The sequence below is a fragment of the Aridibaculum aurantiacum genome, from assembly GCF_017355875.1.
Taxonomy (GTDB): domain Bacteria; phylum Bacteroidota; class Bacteroidia; order Chitinophagales; family Chitinophagaceae; genus Segetibacter; species Segetibacter aurantiacus.
Genome location: NZ_JAFEWC010000001.1, coordinates 209,881 through 227,984, shown reverse-complemented (window position 1 = coordinate 227,984; position 18,104 = coordinate 209,881). Strand labels below are relative to the sequence as shown.

18 protein-coding genes are annotated in these 18,104 nt (G+C 42.1%); 8 read left to right on the top strand and 10 right to left on the bottom strand.

Annotation, left to right across the window (positions count from 1 at the left end; genetic code table 11):
* Window positions 1-104: 104 nt before the first annotated feature.
* Window positions 105-377 carry a hypothetical protein gene (locus J4N22_RS00895; RefSeq protein ID WP_207491751.1) on the bottom strand — a complete coding sequence of 91 codons (273 nt, stop codon included), beginning with the start codon at window positions 375-377 and terminating at the stop codon, window positions 105-107.
* 111 nt (window positions 378-488) lie between these two features.
* Here J4N22_RS00895 and rpoN point away from each other — a divergent pair, with 111 nt between their 5' ends.
* Both rpoN and J4N22_RS00885 read left to right on the top strand, forming a co-directional pair.
* Window positions 489-1,976 carry an RNA polymerase factor sigma-54 gene (gene rpoN, locus J4N22_RS00890; RefSeq protein WP_207491749.1) on the top strand — a complete coding sequence of 496 codons (1,488 nt, stop codon included), beginning with the start codon at window positions 489-491 and terminating at the stop codon, window positions 1,974-1,976.
* Between the two features lie 177 nt (window positions 1,977-2,153).
* Complete coding sequence (locus J4N22_RS00885) at window positions 2,154-2,825, top strand: hypothetical protein (RefSeq protein ID WP_207491747.1); 672 nt, start codon at window positions 2,154-2,156, stop codon at window positions 2,823-2,825.
* Window positions 2,826-2,871: 46 nt separating this feature from the next.
* Here the strand turns inward: J4N22_RS00885 and J4N22_RS00880 are convergent, their stop codons facing one another.
* From J4N22_RS00880 to J4N22_RS00860, 5 genes are all read right to left on the bottom strand, one after another.
* Window positions 2,872-3,702, bottom strand: coding sequence for a murein L,D-transpeptidase catalytic domain family protein (locus J4N22_RS00880; protein ID WP_207491745.1), 831 nt, complete (start codon window positions 3,700-3,702; stop codon window positions 2,872-2,874).
* Between the two features lie 124 nt (window positions 3,703-3,826).
* Window positions 3,827-4,873: an AI-2E family transporter gene (locus tag J4N22_RS00875; RefSeq protein WP_207491743.1), complete on the bottom strand. Its 1,047-nt coding sequence runs from the start codon at window positions 4,871-4,873 to the stop codon at window positions 3,827-3,829.
* Window positions 4,874-4,978: 105 nt separating this feature from the next.
* Complete coding sequence (locus J4N22_RS00870; RefSeq protein ID WP_207491741.1) at window positions 4,979-6,397, bottom strand: MATE family efflux transporter; 1,419 nt, start codon at window positions 6,395-6,397, stop codon at window positions 4,979-4,981.
* A gap of 204 nt (window positions 6,398-6,601) precedes the next feature.
* The gene (locus J4N22_RS00865; RefSeq protein ID WP_207491739.1) at window positions 6,602-7,417 is read right to left on the bottom strand and encodes a DUF1206 domain-containing protein; all 816 of its coding nucleotides are present in this window, start codon (window positions 7,415-7,417) and stop codon (window positions 6,602-6,604) included.
* Window positions 7,418-7,667: 250 nt separating this feature from the next.
* Window positions 7,668-7,886 carry a YtxH domain-containing protein gene (locus J4N22_RS00860; RefSeq protein ID WP_207491736.1) on the bottom strand — a complete coding sequence of 73 codons (219 nt, stop codon included), beginning with the start codon at window positions 7,884-7,886 and terminating at the stop codon, window positions 7,668-7,670.
* Window positions 7,887-8,330: 444 nt separating this feature from the next.
* Between J4N22_RS00860 and J4N22_RS00855 the strand changes: the two genes are divergently transcribed.
* Complete coding sequence (locus tag J4N22_RS00855; RefSeq protein WP_207491734.1) at window positions 8,331-9,416, top strand: baeRF3 domain-containing protein; 1,086 nt, start codon at window positions 8,331-8,333, stop codon at window positions 9,414-9,416.
* 209 nt (window positions 9,417-9,625) lie between these two features.
* Entirely contained in the window at window positions 9,626-10,678 is a 1,053-nt protein-coding gene (locus J4N22_RS20185; RefSeq protein ID WP_207491732.1) for a response regulator, read from the top strand.
* Window positions 10,679-10,752: 74 nt separating this feature from the next.
* Here J4N22_RS20185 and J4N22_RS00845 read toward each other — a convergent pair whose 3' ends face one another.
* From J4N22_RS00845 to J4N22_RS00835, 3 genes are all read right to left on the bottom strand, one after another.
* Entirely contained in the window at window positions 10,753-11,619 is an 867-nt protein-coding gene (locus tag J4N22_RS00845) for a universal stress protein (RefSeq protein WP_207491730.1), read from the bottom strand.
* Window positions 11,620-11,713: 94 nt separating this feature from the next.
* A complete protein-coding gene (locus J4N22_RS00840) occupies window positions 11,714-12,178 on the bottom strand; it encodes a hypothetical protein (protein ID WP_207491728.1) in 465 nt (154 codons plus the stop codon).
* A 51-nt stretch (window positions 12,179-12,229) separates the two neighbouring features.
* Complete coding sequence (locus tag J4N22_RS00835; RefSeq protein WP_207491726.1) at window positions 12,230-12,805, bottom strand: adenylate kinase; 576 nt, start codon at window positions 12,803-12,805, stop codon at window positions 12,230-12,232.
* A 152-nt stretch (window positions 12,806-12,957) separates the two neighbouring features.
* Here J4N22_RS00835 and msrB point away from each other — a divergent pair, with 152 nt between their 5' ends.
* The 4 genes from msrB to J4N22_RS00815 all read left to right on the top strand — a co-directional run bounded on the left by msrB (window position 12,958) and on the right by J4N22_RS00815 (window position 17,564).
* Entirely contained in the window at window positions 12,958-13,527 is a 570-nt protein-coding gene (msrB, locus tag J4N22_RS00830) for a peptide-methionine (R)-S-oxide reductase MsrB (protein WP_207491723.1), read from the top strand.
* Between the two features lie 187 nt (window positions 13,528-13,714).
* A complete protein-coding gene (locus tag J4N22_RS00825) occupies window positions 13,715-14,971 on the top strand; it encodes a pyridoxal phosphate-dependent aminotransferase (RefSeq protein WP_207491721.1) in 1,257 nt (418 codons plus the stop codon).
* Window positions 14,972-15,510: 539 nt separating this feature from the next.
* Window positions 15,511-16,641 carry a glycosyltransferase gene (locus tag J4N22_RS20180; RefSeq protein WP_207491719.1) on the top strand — a complete coding sequence of 377 codons (1,131 nt, stop codon included), beginning with the start codon at window positions 15,511-15,513 and terminating at the stop codon, window positions 16,639-16,641.
* Entirely contained in the window at window positions 16,638-17,564 is a 927-nt protein-coding gene (locus J4N22_RS00815) for an EamA family transporter (RefSeq protein WP_207491717.1), read from the top strand. Before J4N22_RS20180 ends, J4N22_RS00815 begins: the two co-directional genes overlap by 4 nt.
* Here J4N22_RS00815 and J4N22_RS00810 read toward each other — a convergent pair.
* Entirely contained in the window at window positions 17,529-18,020 is a 492-nt protein-coding gene (locus tag J4N22_RS00810; RefSeq protein WP_207491715.1) for a SixA phosphatase family protein, read from the bottom strand. The two genes, J4N22_RS00815 and J4N22_RS00810, sit on opposite strands and share 36 nt — an antisense overlap.
* Window positions 18,021-18,104 lie beyond the last annotated feature (84 nt).

The window sequence follows — 18,104 nt, the reverse complement described above, 5'->3', positions numbered from 1 at the left end:
ATATAATTATCAAAGGTGTTGGTTGTTACCAGCACCTTTTTTTATTCCTTCCCTTCCAGTTTATTTGCTTCCGCCAGGCTGCCAAGCCTAAAGCGTAAGCGCAATCATGTAGCCTTTTCCAGTAGGAACTCCTTTTTGCAGAAAAAACTTAAGCCGGTGGTATAATATGCTGCAGGTAAAACAGTAAATGGATGCAGGTCCAGCCTCTTTATCCTATTAGAAGAGGTGTCCTTTTTACTTGATTTTAATGCAGTAAAACGATTGTCAGGTATACTTGGTAGTGCTGTACGAGGGTATTGCGCTGCCACTTCTTTAGATACTAATAAAATAATGAAGAAACAAATGAAGCGGCTGCGCATGTGCTGGTATTTTGTCATTAATTTTACTGCAAGAAGGGCGGCCACAATGTTTAGGCCAAAAAAGTCAGTTTTGGGAAAATTAAAACATCTTAATACCGACTTTCGCGTTTCGCTGAAGAATAATACAGAATGTCTTTAAGTCAATCATTACAACAAAAGCTACTACAGAAGCTATCTCCACAGCAAATTCAGTTGATGAAATTGCTGCAGGTACCTACTGCAAACCTGGAAGAAAGAATAAAAGAAGAATTAGAAGAAAACCCTGCGCTTGAGCAAGGAGAAGAAGGGCATGACGACTATGACACTGACTTGAAAGATGAATTTGCCAATGAAGGTGATGAGGATTATGAAGCAGAAGCAGCTGCTGATGAATATGACAATATAGACATCAGTGAGTATGTAACAGAAGGTGATGATGAAGTTGGTGATTATAAACTTCGCGATGATAATTATCCTGAGGCTGATGAAGGAAAAGTGATCCCGATCCGGGTAGAAACTTCGTTTCACGACCTGCTGATAACCCAGCTTGGAATGATGGAGCTGGATGAGCGAACGCATAAAATGGCTGAACAAATTGTAGGTAGCATAGATGACGATGGTTACCTGCGCCGCGAAATTTCGTCCATAGCAGATGATCTTGCTTTTCGCCAAAATATTTCCGTAACCGAGGCTGAGATAGAAACAATGATCAAACAGATACAGCAGTTTGATCCGCCGGGTATTTGTGCCCGCGACCTGAAAGAATGCCTGCTACTTCAACTGAACCGCCAGCTGCGTGAAGGAAAAGAAGTGGGAGTGGCTGTACAGGTGCTGGAGAAATATTTTGACGAGTTTACAAAGAAGCACTACGAGAAAATACAACGCGGCCTTGGGTTAAACGACCAGCAGCTGAAAGATGTCATCAACCAGATCATCAAGTTGAATCCCAAGCCGGGTGGAAACATTGGCGGCATGAATAAGGCGGAAAGCTATGTTGTTCCTGACTTTTTTATTTACAACAACAACGGGGTGCTGGAGCTAACGCTGAACAGTAAAAATGCTCCTGACCTGCGCATCAGCGAAGGCTACCGCGACATGCTGAAGGATTACGAGAAGGGTACTAAGAAAGATAAAAGGCAGAAGGAAGCGGTTCTGTTCATCAAGCAAAAGATTGACTCTGCCAAGTGGTTCATCGATATGATAAAGCAGCGCCAGCAGACGCTCATCGGCACCATGTCAAGCATAATGAACTACCAGAGGGAGTTTTTCCTTACGGGAGATGAGACTACGCTGAAGCCGATGATCCTGAAAGACATTGCTGAAATGACAGGTCTTGACATCAGCACCGTGAGCCGTGTGGCAAACAGCAAATTTGTACAAACCGAGTTTGGAACCTATAGACTAAAATTTTTCTTCAGCGAATCACTTAGTACAGATAGCGGCGAGGAAGTAAGTACACGCGAAGTGAAAAAGATCTTAAGCGATATGATAGAAGCTGAAGATAAGCGCAAGCCACTGAGCGATGAACAACTTACCGACATGCTGCAGGAGAAAGGCTATAACATTGCACGCCGTACCGTAGCCAAATACCGCGAACAATTGAACCTGCCGGTAGCAAGGCTGCGGAAGCAGTTGTAAGGTTTAAGGTTTAAGGTTCTGATGGGCTTCAACTTCAACAGTTGCCTTCTAACATATAAAATGTTTCTCTTCCTTTAAGAAGATCATCCTTTCAAAGCTGTTCTCCTCGCCTGCATCAATAAAATTGACTTCTTTTGCAGCGAACATTTCAATTGCAAACACCAGAAACTTTACTTCTTGCAAACGACTTCTATACAAGATGAGATTACTTACCCTCTGCCGCAGCCTGCCTGGCTGAAGGCCCTGGCGAAAGTGCTTTCTTACCTGTTTCACCCGCTTTTCATTCCTACTTACCTGGCGGCATATATCATTTTCCAGCATCCATATGCGTTTGCTGTTTTCGATGAAAAACAAAAGATCCTGCGGTTGGTGTCTGTGTTCATAATCACTGCATTCTTCCCTGGCATTACAGTGTTTTTGTTGTGGCGGTTAAAGTTTGCCGATTCCATTTTCCTGCGAACACAAAAAGAAAGGATCATCCCGTATGTGTCCTCCATCATTTATTTCTTTTGGGCTTTCTATGTCACTAAAAACCTGGCAGGCACACCACCTGCTATGGTGTTTTTGTTCCTGGGTATATTTTTAAGTACCAGCGCGGCTCTAATGGCCAACAACTACTTTAAGATCAGCATGCATGCACTGGGTGTAGGTGGCGCTGCAGCCTTTATGATCTTGCTTTCCATTGCAACACGCCAACCTATAGGTATGGCCATCACAGTTACCACTTTAGTAGCTGGACTAGTATGTAGTGCAAGATTGATTGTATCCGATCATCACCCCGCCGAAGTGTATTGGGGTATCATCATTGGTGGGCTTAGCCAGTTAGTTGCCTATTGGTTCATCACATAAAAAAAGACCACATCGCTGTGGTCTTTTTCAATTAAGTATCTAAAGATTATTTATGCGTAAGAGTGGCGCCAGTTTGAATAACCGGCAGTTGGTTTCCTTCGGCCTGTAGCGGCAGGTTTTGCTGCATTGCCAGTGCTTCAGGCTCAAGATCGAAACGAGCATTTAATACAGAAGAAGTGCGTGCATACAACTGATCAGCCGAGTGAATGTAGAAGCAGCTACCGCCTTTTATTTCGTTGATGATGCGGGTGTGAATACCATAAGGAACAGCAGGGCAGCCAAGGCTGTTACCGATCAACCCCCTATCTATCATAGTATTTTCATTTACAAAACGACTACCGTGGAATACGATATCACGCATACGCACCTTGTCGTTGATTCCTCTTTCCATACCATCAAAACGCATGCTGTAACCGGCTTTGCCATTGTAGGTTTCTGCCGTTACCATGAAACCAAGGCTACTTTGATTACTGTTCGCAATGTTTGAAAAACGTGTAGCGAATTCATGGCCGCTGTTCTTACCATGCGAAACATAGGTGTTATATAGCAAGCGGGCATTCACTACATCTATCACGTACAAGCGTTTGTTGTTGCTGCTCTGACTGTAATCGCATATGGTCAACAGGTTTGGCTTTTTTAGTTTGTCCTGGTTGTCCAAGTATTGCAAGCCTTTATAAGCAGAAAAGAAAACCTCCCGCTCAAGGCCATACATGCCCAAACCAATGATATTATACAATGAGTCTGCAGCACGCCTGATTACCGGGGCATCAGATGGAGAAGAAAGTAGCGATGGGAATTTTTTAGGATCAGGATTGTTGTTAGCATTTGCGGGAACAATGAAACCTACTGACGCAGCAAGTAATATCCCGTAAACCATTCTTTTCATTTGTATCATTCTCTACTGAGGGATTTTCCAGGTGAATAAATTCATATAGGTAACATCCAAAGTAGAAAGATTATTGTGGCCAGCCAAGTTAAAATTCCCCGAGATGAGAAAAAATTTACACTTCTAGCTGGTTCTCTGCGGTTTGTCTACGCCTAACAAATTCGCTCATGTATATTTTAACCAACAAGATAAACATGGATATGAGGATAGGTCCAAAGATCAACCCTATGAAACCAAATAAGTTGATACCGATAATGACGCCAAATACAGTGATCAGCGGATGCACATCTCCCATCCGCTTTTGAAGCATAAAACGAAAGACATTATCTACTGTACCTATGATGCCAAAACCATAAAATAGCAGGAAGATCGCTTGCCAATGCTGGTCGCCCATGTACAGTATGATGCATAAAGGCACATAAGCCAGGGCAGCTCCTACAAAAGGAAGCATAGAAGCTATACACGTAAAAAGAAACCAAAACCAAACATCATCCACACCAAGAATAAGGTAAGCTATCAAGCCTACTATACCTTGGAGTATAGCAACCAGCGGAATACCCAGTGCATTAGAAATCACAAGGCTTTTCATTTCAGTACCTACCACATGTACATTCTCATCTTTTAAAGGCATAAACTCATACACCCATTTCTCCAGCGTTTGTTTACTTACCAACATGAAGTAGAGAATAAAATACATCACCGCTATCGAGGTAATAGAACTGAATGTAGCACTAACCACCCCGCGTAAAGAATTGGCAACTGCACCGCTTACGTTTCCAGGGTTCAGGCTTCCCATGATCGAAATGTCAAAGCGGGCTTCTAATCGTTTTACAAATGCATTTACTGCATCCACTATCTGGTTACTGTTGTGAATGGCATTGCCTATTCTTTCTGATAAGATATTGATGGTTACAATAATTGGCACCAACACGATAACGAACGACAAGAGCAACAATAACGAAGCTGCCAACGACTTCTTCCACCGTTTCTTCTCCACCAGGTAAGTCATCCATTTGCGTAGCAGCATATAAAAAGTAATGGCACCTAAAAAGCCCGGTAAAAACGAACGCATTTGCAAAAACAGGAAAATGAAGAGAAAGATCAGGAATAGTAAAAAGAACACCTGGCGTATCTTGTCATTGTCTATTTGAGTGTGGGCCATAGTTTTGGTTTCTGAAGTTTGTTGTATCTAATGCCATTGTAAAAATAACTGCACCAGCTAAAAGCAGCAGCTCATATTCAATTAACCCTCTAAATAGGTAATTGTTTAGATCTTAACCAGCTTCCACTTTCCGCGCCTAAAAATGAAATAGGTAACAACCGTAATAGCTGATTCGGCAATAATTATAGCAAGGAACACACCCAAAGGACCAAGCTGAAGCGTCTTTGCCAGTATATATGCCAGTGGTATCTGGAAGGCCCAGAAGCCACACAGGTTGATCCATGTAGGGGTACGTGTATCACCGGCACCGTTAAAAGCATTCATCAGCACCATACCAACACCATAAGCTATGTAGCCAAGACTTACAACACGCAAAGCCTGTGTGGCTATACGTACTACACCTGCATCTGTATTTATCAACGAAACAATTGGCGCTGCCCAAAACAAGAAGATGATGGTAACCACGCTCATGAATATCACATTGTACTGTGCAGTTTTCCATACACTAGCCTCTGCTCTTTCAGGTTGATTGGCTCCAAGGTTTTGACCGGTAAGGGTGGCAGCAGCATTGCTAAGTCCCCATGCAGGCAAAAGAAAGAACATAATGATGCGCAAAGCAATGGTATAACCTGCAATGGCTGTACTTCCAAAGCTGGCTACTATGCGCGCCAGGAATATCCAACTTGCCGAAGCAACGAGAAATTGTAAAGTAGCAGTAGAAGATATATTCAGCAGTGACTTTTGAATACTCCAGTCTGGCAACAGGTAGCTTATTTTCATTTTAAGTATCCTGTTTCCCTTGAACAGGTGAAACAGCTGGTAAAGCACGCCAGTGCCGCGACCAATGGTGGTTGCAATGGCTGCTCCTGTTAGTCCAAAACCTTCAAAGTTGCCGATGCCATAAATCATTATTGGGCAGAGAATGATATTGAAGATATTGGCTATCCACAAACTGCGCATGGCAATACTGGCGTCGCCTGCACCCCTGAAGATGCCATTGATAAGAAATAGCATGATGATGACCACGCACCCGCCAAACATGATGCGTGCATAAGGCACACCAATAGCAAGTACAGAAGCAGGTGCACCCACCAGCTGCAATATTTCCGCTGCATATACTACTCCTACAATAGATATGACCAATGTGAAAGCTAATGCAAGCACAATTGCCTGCATACCAGCTTTTGATGCTCCTTCCGGATTTTTTTCTCCTACCCTGCGCGCTACCATAGCTGTTGCAGCCATGCTTAATCCTATAGCTACTGAATATATAAGTGTGAGAACAGATTCCGTAAGCCCTACTGTTGCCGCGGCATCGGCACCCAGCCTACCTACAAAAAATATATCAACTACTGCAAACACACTCTCCATCACCATTTCCAATATCATCGGGATGGCAAGCATAAACACAGCACGGCGAATGCTGCCTTGGGTAAAGTCTTCGTTGCTCCCCTTTAACGACAGTTTGATAAAATGATATATAGAGGAGAGACTTCTCCTTTTTGAAACACTATGACCGTCCATTAGATAAAGTTCTTAGATGATTAAACAGGTAAGAATAGCCTCTAAGGCTACTATTAGAAGAAGATGAGGAGCGCCAGCTACAAACGAGCTGACATAATTAGAACTTCATAATTGTAAATTTCTGGAGGAGCAAAACTAAGAAGTACAACAGGAAAGATGTGATCATTTACAATTATATTTAACCGTTCATCCTTCAGCTAAGTTTTAGCTGGTATGAATAGGTTGGTATTTTGCCCGCATAAACATGAAAACGCCGTAGCAAAACAAACCTGCAGCCACTAAAAACAGTAAGATATTGCCATAGCTGGACTGCAGCCACTGGAAAGCTTTACCAGTATTTCCGGCTTCATTTGCATTAGCAGATGTGGCGGCTTTTAAAAACAACCAGCCTACTATCAGCCATACTATTCCACGAGCAGTATAGCCTAGCTGGCCAGACCTGATCAATATGGTTCGTTCGTTATTGTTGGAGTGCATGCCGGCTTTTACATACTTCTTGTATTTGCCAGATGCAGCACGGTATACCTGGTAAATGCCAACGCCCATCATGCTGATGGCAACAGCTGCAGCCAACCATACACCCATTGGTTTATCCAATAATTCCCGGGCTAGTTGCTGGCGGCTATTCCCACTACTTTGGGTGTTGTTAAGGATCAATTTTCCTGCTATCACAGAAATAGATAAATAAACCGCTCCGCTGAAAAAATAAACTGCTCTTTGCCCCAGTCCTTTCCAGTCCTTGCCTTTGTCTTCAGTGTCTTTGAAAGCCATTACCAAACGCCATACTGCATAGCAGATAAGGCCGACTGTGATAATGGAAAGTAGAATTTTACCGAGTGGTTGCTCGTGTACCATTTTAAAAATGCCTCCTTTATCAGCATCGCCGGAAGATGCATTGCCCATTTGTAATGCCGACATAATAGTGAGAATGGCAGTAAGGCAATAAACCACTCCTTTAGCTACTAACCCTGTACGGGCCAGCGTCTTTATCCAATGATCATTTCTTTTTAGCAGTTGCATGTTGATGATTCCTAGATATTAAAAATCATTCCCGCATAAAAAAAAGCACCTGCAAATGCAGGCGCCTTCCTTTCTTCCATTATCAAAACTATACTTAAACTAATACTTCATCACCTTTAGCTACTGTTGGTTCGTTATTCTGTTATGGTAATCATCAGTCTTCTTACGTTTCAACTACTTTATTTTCCAGTTGCGGCTGCGGCCCCTGCCTTGCCAGTAAGTCTAGAGAGATCATTACCTCTATTTCTTTTTATACTGTTTCTACCTCTGGTTCCTGTTTTTCGTTTTTTGCAGTTGCTTCAGAGCAGCAACTCAGCAACTCTTTGAAGTCGCTTTCAAACACCTTACACTTATCAGCCAATAACTCCCTGGTTTCTTTACCACTTGCAGGGGCTAATAAAATGCCTGCAGCAGCTCCCGCTAGTGCACCTGCTGTAAATGCAAGGAGGGTTTTGCTTAAGCTGTTCATAACATTGTTTTTAGTAGATCAACACTACAAAATTAATACGGTGAGAAGCGCATAATAATGAGGATGGTCAATGAGATAGATGATTGTGGTCAAGATGATTTTAAAATGATAATGGGCTCCTTCTCCTATGGTAGCTATTGCAGCTGAAGAAGAGGCACAGCAGAAACAAATCAAAAAACAGAGTGAGGTGGAATATCTTCTTTATTCCAGCTGTAAAAACTAATTGATAACATTAAAGTATTTCCAGCCCCGCACCTTTCATATTAGTAAAAGGTATGATTATTGTCGTGATTCAGCAGGAACCTTGGTTAAGAAAGTACTGCAGTTATCGTTTGTATAAGTTTCGATGATGTGAGCGTGGATCTAATTGCCAGGTAAAAGAGGAAAGGAGCCTAAGGTTGATTTGATCGTGTATCTAATATTTTATAACCATAAATGCTTCTCATGAATCTATCCCTGCCATCGCTGAAGGAAGGATTGGCTATCTCTTCCATCTCTTTCACTCCCGAAGTTGTTATCACGCTTTCATTCCACCCGGTCATTACACCCAAATCTCACTTAGAACAACAGCTAAAGTCGGCACTAAAAAAAGCAGAAGCGCAAATTCTTTCTAAGTACAGTATGCAGCAGGCATTGCCTGTATTTATTCGTTTGCAAAACGTGGTGAACAACCTGAACTTCTATACGCATAAGAAAAGCATCGCCATTTTTGTATCGCCTGTATGCGAGAAAGTTATTTATCTCGATTTTGAAGTTTCAGACAAAGTGATCATTGATAAGAAATTCAAATTGCTTGACATTGCTAAAAACAAGATGAGCAAGAAAGACTTTTTATTGCTTGTTCTTAAAAATGATTGTGCTGCTCTATACGTAGGAAATGATCAATCGCTGCAACTGATAAAACAAGATAAGCTTGCTAATAAAAGAGAAGTTCTGCCACAGCGACTACACTACCCGCTTTCTTATTTACCGCTCAATGCTGCTGATCAGCAGTTGCTACAGCTTGACCTGGAACTTTCTCAAATCATGGAATCGCACCCTTACCCGGTTTTTGTAATGGGTGAAGAAAAGACAGTGGAGTATTTCAAATTCGCAACAGCCAATAAACATTGCATAGCTGCATTCAATTTTTTACCTGCTCCTGGTTGTGCAAAAGAAAACCTTGCAGAAGCAATGCAGCCGCACCTACGCGATTGGAGCAAACTGCAGCTGCAGTTGCTGATGCGTAAAATAGAAAAAGCAAGATGCAATAAAACGCTATCGTGGGGAAGCCAGAACATCTGGAAAGCAGGCAAGAAGAAAGGTTCTTTACTGGTGGCTGAAATGGGTTATACATATCCAAACAGGAAGAATACTTTATCAGACAACCTGTATCACCTGCCACTATCGTACAACCACGAGTTTTATATTACAGATGCAGCAGATGAAGTTGCAGAAAAAGTATTAGAAACAGGCGGCAATATTCAGCTGGTAGCGAATGATAGTTTGCGGCAATACGCACACCTGGTTATGTTAGCAGGTAATAAATGATCTTATACAAAACACCAACAATGAAAGGCAGTCACACAAGTGGCTGCCTTTTTTGATGACAATTATCAACTAAGCTTTTGACATTTCTCATTATCTGCAAGTAGCGCTTGTATCTACTTTTACTGCCATCGAATATTGCGCATTTTGAATTAAGCCTTTCACACAATTAGCCGCTGCTATGTTGCTGCTATATCTAAATCTTACAGCGAGTGAAGAAAATATTACTAATAGAAGACAATGATGATATACGAAAAAATACTGCTGAGATCCTTGAGTTAGCAGGCTACGCTGTATCAACGGCTGTTAATGGTAAGGAAGGAATTTCGGTGGCTCTAAAAGAAATTCCTGATGTGGTAGTTTGCGATATCATGATGCCCGCACTTGATGGATATGGTGTACTTCACTTGTTGCGAAAAAATCCTCAGGTAAAGCATATCCCCTTCATTTTTCTTACAGCACGCTCCGAGCGAAATGATTATAGAAAGGCTATGGAACTTGGTGCTGATGATTATATCTCTAAACCTTTTACCGGCACCGAACTACTGAACGCAATAGAAACACGTCTAAAAAAAGCTGAAGAGAATCACCTGCACGTCAACCTGGAAAATTATCATCCTGCTATGTACGAAGACATGGGTGAGGGTGATATGCTGAAGAATTTTACCAGCCACAGGGAGATACAGAAGTGTAAGAAAAAGCAGCAGGTTTACCTGGAAGGCAACAGGCCTGCAAAACTTTTTTACATCAAAAAAGGTAAAGTAAAAACCTTCAAGACAAATGAAGAAGGTAAAGAACTGGTAATAGGCTTGTATAAAGAAGGCGACTTTTTAGGCTACCGTGCTTTACTGGAGAATAGCAAGTATAAGGAAACTGCCGAGGCTATGGAAGACACGGAGCTAGCAATCATTCCACGCCACGAATTTGAAGTACTGATCTCCGGCGACCACGCCTTCTCTACATGTTTTATAAAAATGATGGCCACCTATATTTCGGAAACAGAGGATCACCTGGCTGGCTTAGCATATAATTCGCTGCGCAAAAAAGTAGCTGAAGCACTCATCATGCTGCAGAAGAAATACAAGAATGGAAACGAAAACTACCGGATAAATCTTACCCGCGACAATCTTGCCAGCATAGCAGGCACGGCTACAGAATCTCTCATTCGCACTTTGGGTGATTTCAAAAGTGAGCACCTGATAGAAATAGAAGGAGGAGCCATCACCATCATCAACGAAAAGAAGTTGGAGAACCTGCACAACTAACCCCAGTTAGCTTAAAGCACTTCATAAAGAAAGTATGGCCTTTTGACCATACTTTTTTTGTGCTTGTTGCTTGCCTAGTGCGCTACGCGCAGGTTGAAGTTGTATCTGTAGGTAAGGTCGTTGGTTGCAGTTGGCTGTTCGGGCAATACAGCAAAAGGAACAGATGTATGATAGATCATTTCCTTGATGTGGCTATGAATAAAGATCCGCTCCAATAATGTATGCTGGTGGGCTACCATAGCTACCATATCGATATCATTGTCCGCCACAAAATTGTTTACTGCAGTAGCTATATCCAGGTCGTTTAAGAATTCGTAAGAAGCATGCAATTCTTTAAGATGCCAACGGATGGGTAAAAGCCGCGGATCATTGTAATTTTTGCTTGATTTCGGTGTCACTTTTACGACAAACATATAAGCATCGAAATCTTTTCCTAAGGCTTGTAATGGCGGCAGGGCATGCACATCAGAATGTTTTTCCAGGTCGTTTACCAAAGCAATTTTACTCAAAGGATAATAGGCTGCATTTTCCGGTACTATGATAAGTGGCATAGCCATATGCCTTGCCAGGGAAACAGCAGTGCTGCCAAATATCTTGCGCAGCGATTTGTCTTTTGCCTTCATACCTACTATGATCCACGCTGCATCTACTTCCTGCGCAATGGAAATGATCATAGAGCTGGCACTTCCCAGAACACTTCGCGCTGTTATTTTCACTTCGCTTCCAGCAAATCTTATCACCTGATTTTGCAATAGTTGACGGCTATCATTCAGCATTTCCTGGTCGCTGGTTATGCGTATCATATCGGCACTTGCGGCCAATGGAGTGCATACATGTAGCAACAGCACTTCTGCTCCAATGTCTTTGGCTAACGCTACGCCGTATGCTGTAGCATTATTAGCGGCGTGCGAAAAATCGGTGGCAATTACAATCGTTTTCATACCTGCAGTATTAGTCATCTAAAACTACTATTGCCAGTACCGCAAAATGATGATGAGAATTGGAAATGATACTGATGGTTGTCAGCAGGAAAACTTACAGCAAACCAAACTGCTTTAAATGATGCACAGCGTGCTTATGAAGCAAGTGCACTTGTTGCATGTAGTTCAACTCACCAAATACGGGATTAAGAATTTGCAGCCCTGCATCTTTCTCGTATACAGAAAAGAATTGTTGCAGTTCAATTTCCAGTTTTTCTATAGCTAGCGAAAAAGATTCATACCTACAAGGAACAGGCTCCTCAGCCATTATTGGGTTGCGGGTACCTTCCTTGAAAGGTATGTCACTTACAATGAAAGCACGCATCTTCTGCAACCTGTCTGCATCGGTAGTATGTAGTGGCATTGCCTGGTTGCCATTAGCTATTGCAAAAGCATCAGCCATATGCTCTACCATTTGCTGAGCATCCATCTTACCCCAATTAGGCTTTTGTGCAGGATCGAGGTTTTGAAGCAGCGGAACCAATTGATCTTTGAGAAAGGCAGCTTTTTCCTGGATCATAAAGAAAGTTTTTGGAATAAAAAAACCCCTGCATTTGCAAGGGTTAAGTATTTATTGACGGCTATCAATTTCAGCGCACAAGGCTTCAAATATCTCTTCCACCGATCCTTCTCCTGGTATATGCACCACTTTATCAAATTGCTTGTAGTGATCTGCTACGGCCGATGTTTTTTTATGGTATTCCACTATCCTGGCGCGTATCACTTCTTCATTGTTATCATCGCTACGTCCGCTGGTGATACCACGATTTAGAAGCCGCTTTACCAGTTCTTCCTCCGATACATCCAAAGCCAACACTACTCCAATAGCAGTCTGTTTTAGTTTTAGAAGTTTATCGAGTGCTTCAGACTGTGCCTGCGTACGCGGAAACCCGTCGAACAGGAAACCTGACACGCCAGGATTTTGTTCCAAAGCTGTACTGATCATACCAATCACCACCTCGTCGGGTACCAACTGGCCTTTATCCATAAAATTTTTTGCCTCAAGACCAAGCGGTGTTTGAGAAGATATCTCAGAACGTAAAAGATCGCCTGTAGAAAGATGCTTAAAACCATACTTAGCTATAAGCTTCTCGCTTTGTGTACCTTTTCCACTACCGGGAGGACCAAATAAAATAATATTGAACATTAAATGGGAAACCTTAAATGAGCAGCAAATATAAGGGTAGAGCGTTATAAAACGTTTAACAGTCGCTTTACCGCGTGAAAAGCCGTTTTAGCATACCATGTAAATCCATGATGAATGATGCCACGTACCTTTAGCAACGCAAACCTTTTGGTATGAAATTCTCTTTAATAATCTTAGCAATCACCCTTGCAAGCGGCTGTTACAGCCAGACACCATCACCAGGTAAAAAAGTAATTATGACTGAACACAAGAAAAACCCGGTATACAACCGAAACGATTCCAGTAAAGTGGTAATATCAGATGCTGAATGGAAGCAGATCTTATCACCGGAAGAATATTATATAGCGCGCCAAAAAGGCACTGAACGTCCATGGACCAGTAAGTTTGAAAACTTCACAGAAGTTGGAACTTACTATTGCGCCGCCTGTGGCAATTCACTTTTTAAGAGTGATACAAAGTTTGAAAGCGGCTGCGGATGGCCTAGCTTCTACGAACCCATCAGCAAATCGGCCATAATCTATACACCAGATAATTCGCATGGTATGGTAAGAACAGAAGTACAATGTGGTCGTTGTAAAGCGCATCTAGGTCATGTGTTCGAAGATGGCCCACCACCCACAGGACTTCGCTACTGCATCAATGGAGTGATCTTAGATTTTGAAAAAGCAAAAAAAGCAGAGACCGAATACAACAAGAAGCCTTCCACTGAAGGCGGGTCGTAAACTTGAAATATGAATTATACAAAAGCTTCCAAAACTGGAGGCTTTTTGTTGTTTTAGAGCCTGTATATATTGGTTCTCCCTAAAATTTTGCTTCTTGGACGTCGTATTCATTACCGTTTTTCGAAAATCCAAACTGGAAACTCTTTTATATCTTGCCTGCTTCACAAATTAAAATCATCAGGCTACAATGAGATTAAGCCAACTTTCTGAAACACTGATCGGATCAGAGATCGTGAAGCTTGGAAATGCAATTAGCGAACGCATTCGCAATGGTGAAAAAATCTACAACTTCACTATCGGCGATTTTGATCCTACCATTTTTCCTATTCCCCAGGGATTTGAACAAGAGATCATAAAGGCATACGAGAAACATTATACGAATTATCCTCCAGCTGATGGTATACCTGAGTTAAGACAGGCTGTGTCTTCATACCTGAAAGAAGCCCAGTCGCTTGACTATTCTACCAATGAAATACTTATTGCAGCAGGCGGCAGGCCATTGATCTATACCATTTTTAAAACTATTGTAGACAAAGGCGACAAAGTGATCTATGCTGTTCCTTCATGGAATAACAATCACTACGTGCACATGAACGAAGGCCAGCATTGTAAAATAGAAGCAAAGGCGGAAAATCTTTTCATGCCTACAGCCGAAGACCTGGCACCGCATATTCCCGGAGCTACATTGCTTTGCCTGTGCACACCTCAAAATCCTACCGGCACTACACATAGCAAAGAAGAATTAGAAAAGATCTGCGACCTGGTACTGGAAGAGAACAGCAAACGCGGCGAGAATGAAAAGAAACTCTACGTAATGTTCGACGAGATGTACTGGACGCTTACTTATGGTGATACAGTGCACCATTCGCCGGTATCGCTTCGCCCGGCTATGAAAGATTATACGATCTATGTTGGTGGCATCTCAAAATCCTTTGCAGCTACCGGGGTAAGAGTGGGTTGGTCTATGGGACCGGCCTATGTCATCGGTAAAATGAAATCTATTCTGAGCCATATAGGCGCATGGGCCCCTATGGCAGAACAAAAAGCTACAGCTGCTTATTTATCAAGGAAAGATGAGCTGCAAGCATACTTCACGCATTTCAAAGCAGAACTGGAAGAACGTCTTAGAAGGATCTATGATGGCTTCATAAAACTAAAAGCAGAAGGATTTGCTGTAGATGCAGTGGTTCCGCAGGCAGCCATTTACCTTACTATAAAATTTGACCTTGCAGGAAAAACTACCGCAGATGGTACTACCCTACAAGATCAATCTGCTGTTACGGCTTATCTTTTAAGTGAGGCTAAACTGGCAGTAGTGCCTTTCTATGCTTTTGGAGCCGATGCTCATTCTCCATGGTACAGGCTGAGTGTGGGTACTTGTAAAAAAGAAGAGATAGATGAGATGTTGGAGAAACTTAAGCAAGCACTTGCAAAACTTCAATAACGAGTTATAGAGATTTCAATAAAAACTAAAGACCTGTCATTTGCAGGTCTTTAGTTTTTATTGAAAATAAATTGAAAAGGTTTTAGGCTGTGCTCCCGGATAAATCGTTCTAGTTTGTGTGGTTTATTTATGATCTTATACCTGTTTATATCTATCAACTCTGTCACGATACAAAAGTTCCGAAGTGTTTCTGTATGAAACAGAATCTGATGGAGCTGTGCTACTTCCTGCTCAAGCTGCGAAGGATCGAGAGCGGCCTTCTTAGAGAGCACCAGGAGATCTCTGTTTGCAGATTTCATAATAACAAGTTTCTTAAAAACGGATAAATAACGTGCCAGATATTTGGATGACCCGTTTATCCTACTGATTTTTTAAAAACATTGGGGCAGCCACATCCACGGGTACCTTTTGATTTTCCAAATACACCACAACCACTTATGGTTAGTGTAGCTACTAAAAACAATAAGACGGATATTTGGTTCAGCTTCTTCATACGATCTGAAAGGTAAATTTTAAAAACACACAAATAAGGTCCCAAAGTGGTTGGTGGAAAAATTAACATTACTGTTCTCGTCGCACCACTTGACTGGGGTTTAGGACACAGCACCCGTTGTATTCCGCTGGTGAAATATTTTCAACAGCAGGGCTGCCATGTTATATTAGCAGCAGAAGGTGCACAGGCAAGCTTGTTAGCAAAGGAATTCCCTGGCGTGGAGATACTGCCATTAGAAGGTTACAGGATCAGGTACTCAAATTCGAAACGCTGGTTTTCTGTAAAAATTATTACACAGTTACCTAAAATTCTGCGTTCTATAAATAAAGAAAATGTATGGTTGCAACAACTGTTGAAACGAAGGAAGATAGACCTTGTAGTTTCAGATAACAGGTATGGTCTCTATAGTTCATCATGTACATCTGTCATCATCACTCACCAACTCCAGGTAAAAGCGCCATATAGTTGGGCAGAAGAATGGATACAGAAAGTCCTGTATCGTTACATCAATAACTTTTCACAATGCTGGGTCCCTGATGGTGAAAAAGAAAATCTTGCAGGAACACTTTCCCATCCAGCTAGTCTTCCGAAAATCCCTGTGCATTTTATTGGTCCACTGTCGCGGATGATCGATAAGTCACCATTGCAATATATATACGACTTATTGGTCTTGCTTTCAGGACCAGAACCACAACGCACACTCCTGGAAGAATTGGTTATACGCCAGCTACCATCGGGTCAAAAGATTTTACTTGTAAGAGGCTTACCACACTCTAAAGATGAATTGAAGTTGGAAACTGCAGAGGTTGTCAATCATCTTGCTTCAGAAAAATTGAACAATGCTATTTCGCAGTCGCGGGTAGTATTGTGTAGGAGTGGCTATAGCAGCGTCATGGATCTTTGTAAACTTCAAAAAAAAGCCATTCTTATTCCTACGCCCGGGCAAACAGAACAGGAATACCTGGCTACATACCTGCGCGGCAAGGGCTGGTGTCTTACATACAATCAGGATGCTTTTAATCTCCACGAAGCACTGGAAGAGGCAAAGAAGAAAAATTTTGCTTTCCCGGAAATGAATATGGACGCTTATCAACCCGTAATTGATGATTTACTTTCAGAACTTGCTGCAGCTGCAGAAGATGAACAATTACCTTTGCCGGCAAAGCAGGATGAGTGAGTAAGACGAGAAATGCACATTTAGCAGCGCTGGCAGCCAACATTATTTTTGCCGCAAGTTTTTCTTTTATAAAGATCATTACACCACAGTACATTGCGCCATTTGGACTCAATGTGGCACGGGTGGGCGTAACGGTCATTTTGTTTTGGATACTATTTGCGCTTAAACCATCCAATGCAGCTATCAACCGAAAAGACTGGGGAAGGTTTATTATTTGCGCACTGGCAGGTGTAGCTATCAACCAGGTTCTCTTTGTAAAAGGCATTTCACTCACTTCTTCTATTCATGCTTCACTCTTGATGCTGGCCTCTCCTATTTTTATAACCCTTATAGCAGCATGGCTACTAAAAGAACGGCTTGGTAAAAAGACAGTTGCTGGAATGTTGTTGGGAATATCCGGTGCTGCCTTTCTTATTCTTATGCGGCAGGAAATGAAAACCGCCACCGATCCTGTGTTAGGCGATTTGCTCATCATGATGAATGCTATCTCTTATGCTTTTTATATGGTGCTGGTTCGCCCATTGATGGCAGCGTATTCACCAATACATGTGCTGCGCTGGGTTTTCACTATTGGTATGTTCTTCATTTTGCCCATCGGGTGGAACCAATTTGTAGCAGTAGACTGGGCAGCCATTCCGCCTATCGGCTGGTTTTCATTAGCGTTTGTCATCATTGGTGCTACTTTCCTTGCCTACCTGTTTAGCATATATGCATTGCAGCATTTAGGCGCCGCCGTCACAGGAAACTACATTTACACCCAACCATTTTTCGCCGCAGTTATTGCTATGGTTTTTCTAGGAGAAGATTTTACCATACAAAAAGGGATAGCAGGCATGCTCATCTTTACTGGCGTGTTCCTGGTAAATTATAAGCGAAATGCAAACCGGTCAGTTGCCGGACTTAGGGTAGTCGAAAAACCATAGATCTTTATCTCCGTTCCGAAACTCTGTCCAATGCTTAATATCAGCTTTGATGGCAAATATGCCGCATGTGGGCAGGTTGTCTATGCGGGTGTTGGTTTGCTCGTTGGCAAATTCTGTTATCCCAGGGTTATGAGAGAATATGGCAACTGTTTTCAGCTCATCATCCAGCTCTTCTATTACTGAATAGAAAATCTCTGGCGCAGCATGATAGAGCGAAGGAATGGTTATGATATGCTTTGACTTAACATCATAGGCTTTTGCAAAATATTCTGCAGTGGAAAGAGCCCTTACAGCAGGGCTGCTAACAAAGGCATCGATTTTTATATCCTGCTTCAATAGCCTTTTAGCCATCTCCGGTGCGTTCTTATGCCCGCGGTCGTTTAGTGGCCTGTCAAAATCTTCGTTGTAAAAATCCCAGCTACTTTTAGCATGGCGTATGAGCAACAGTTTCTTCATATATGTTAGTTTCAGAAGTTTTTTCAGGGAGTATGGTTGAAACTAACGGTCTAACAAAAAGAGGGGTGAAATTAATGCATCACC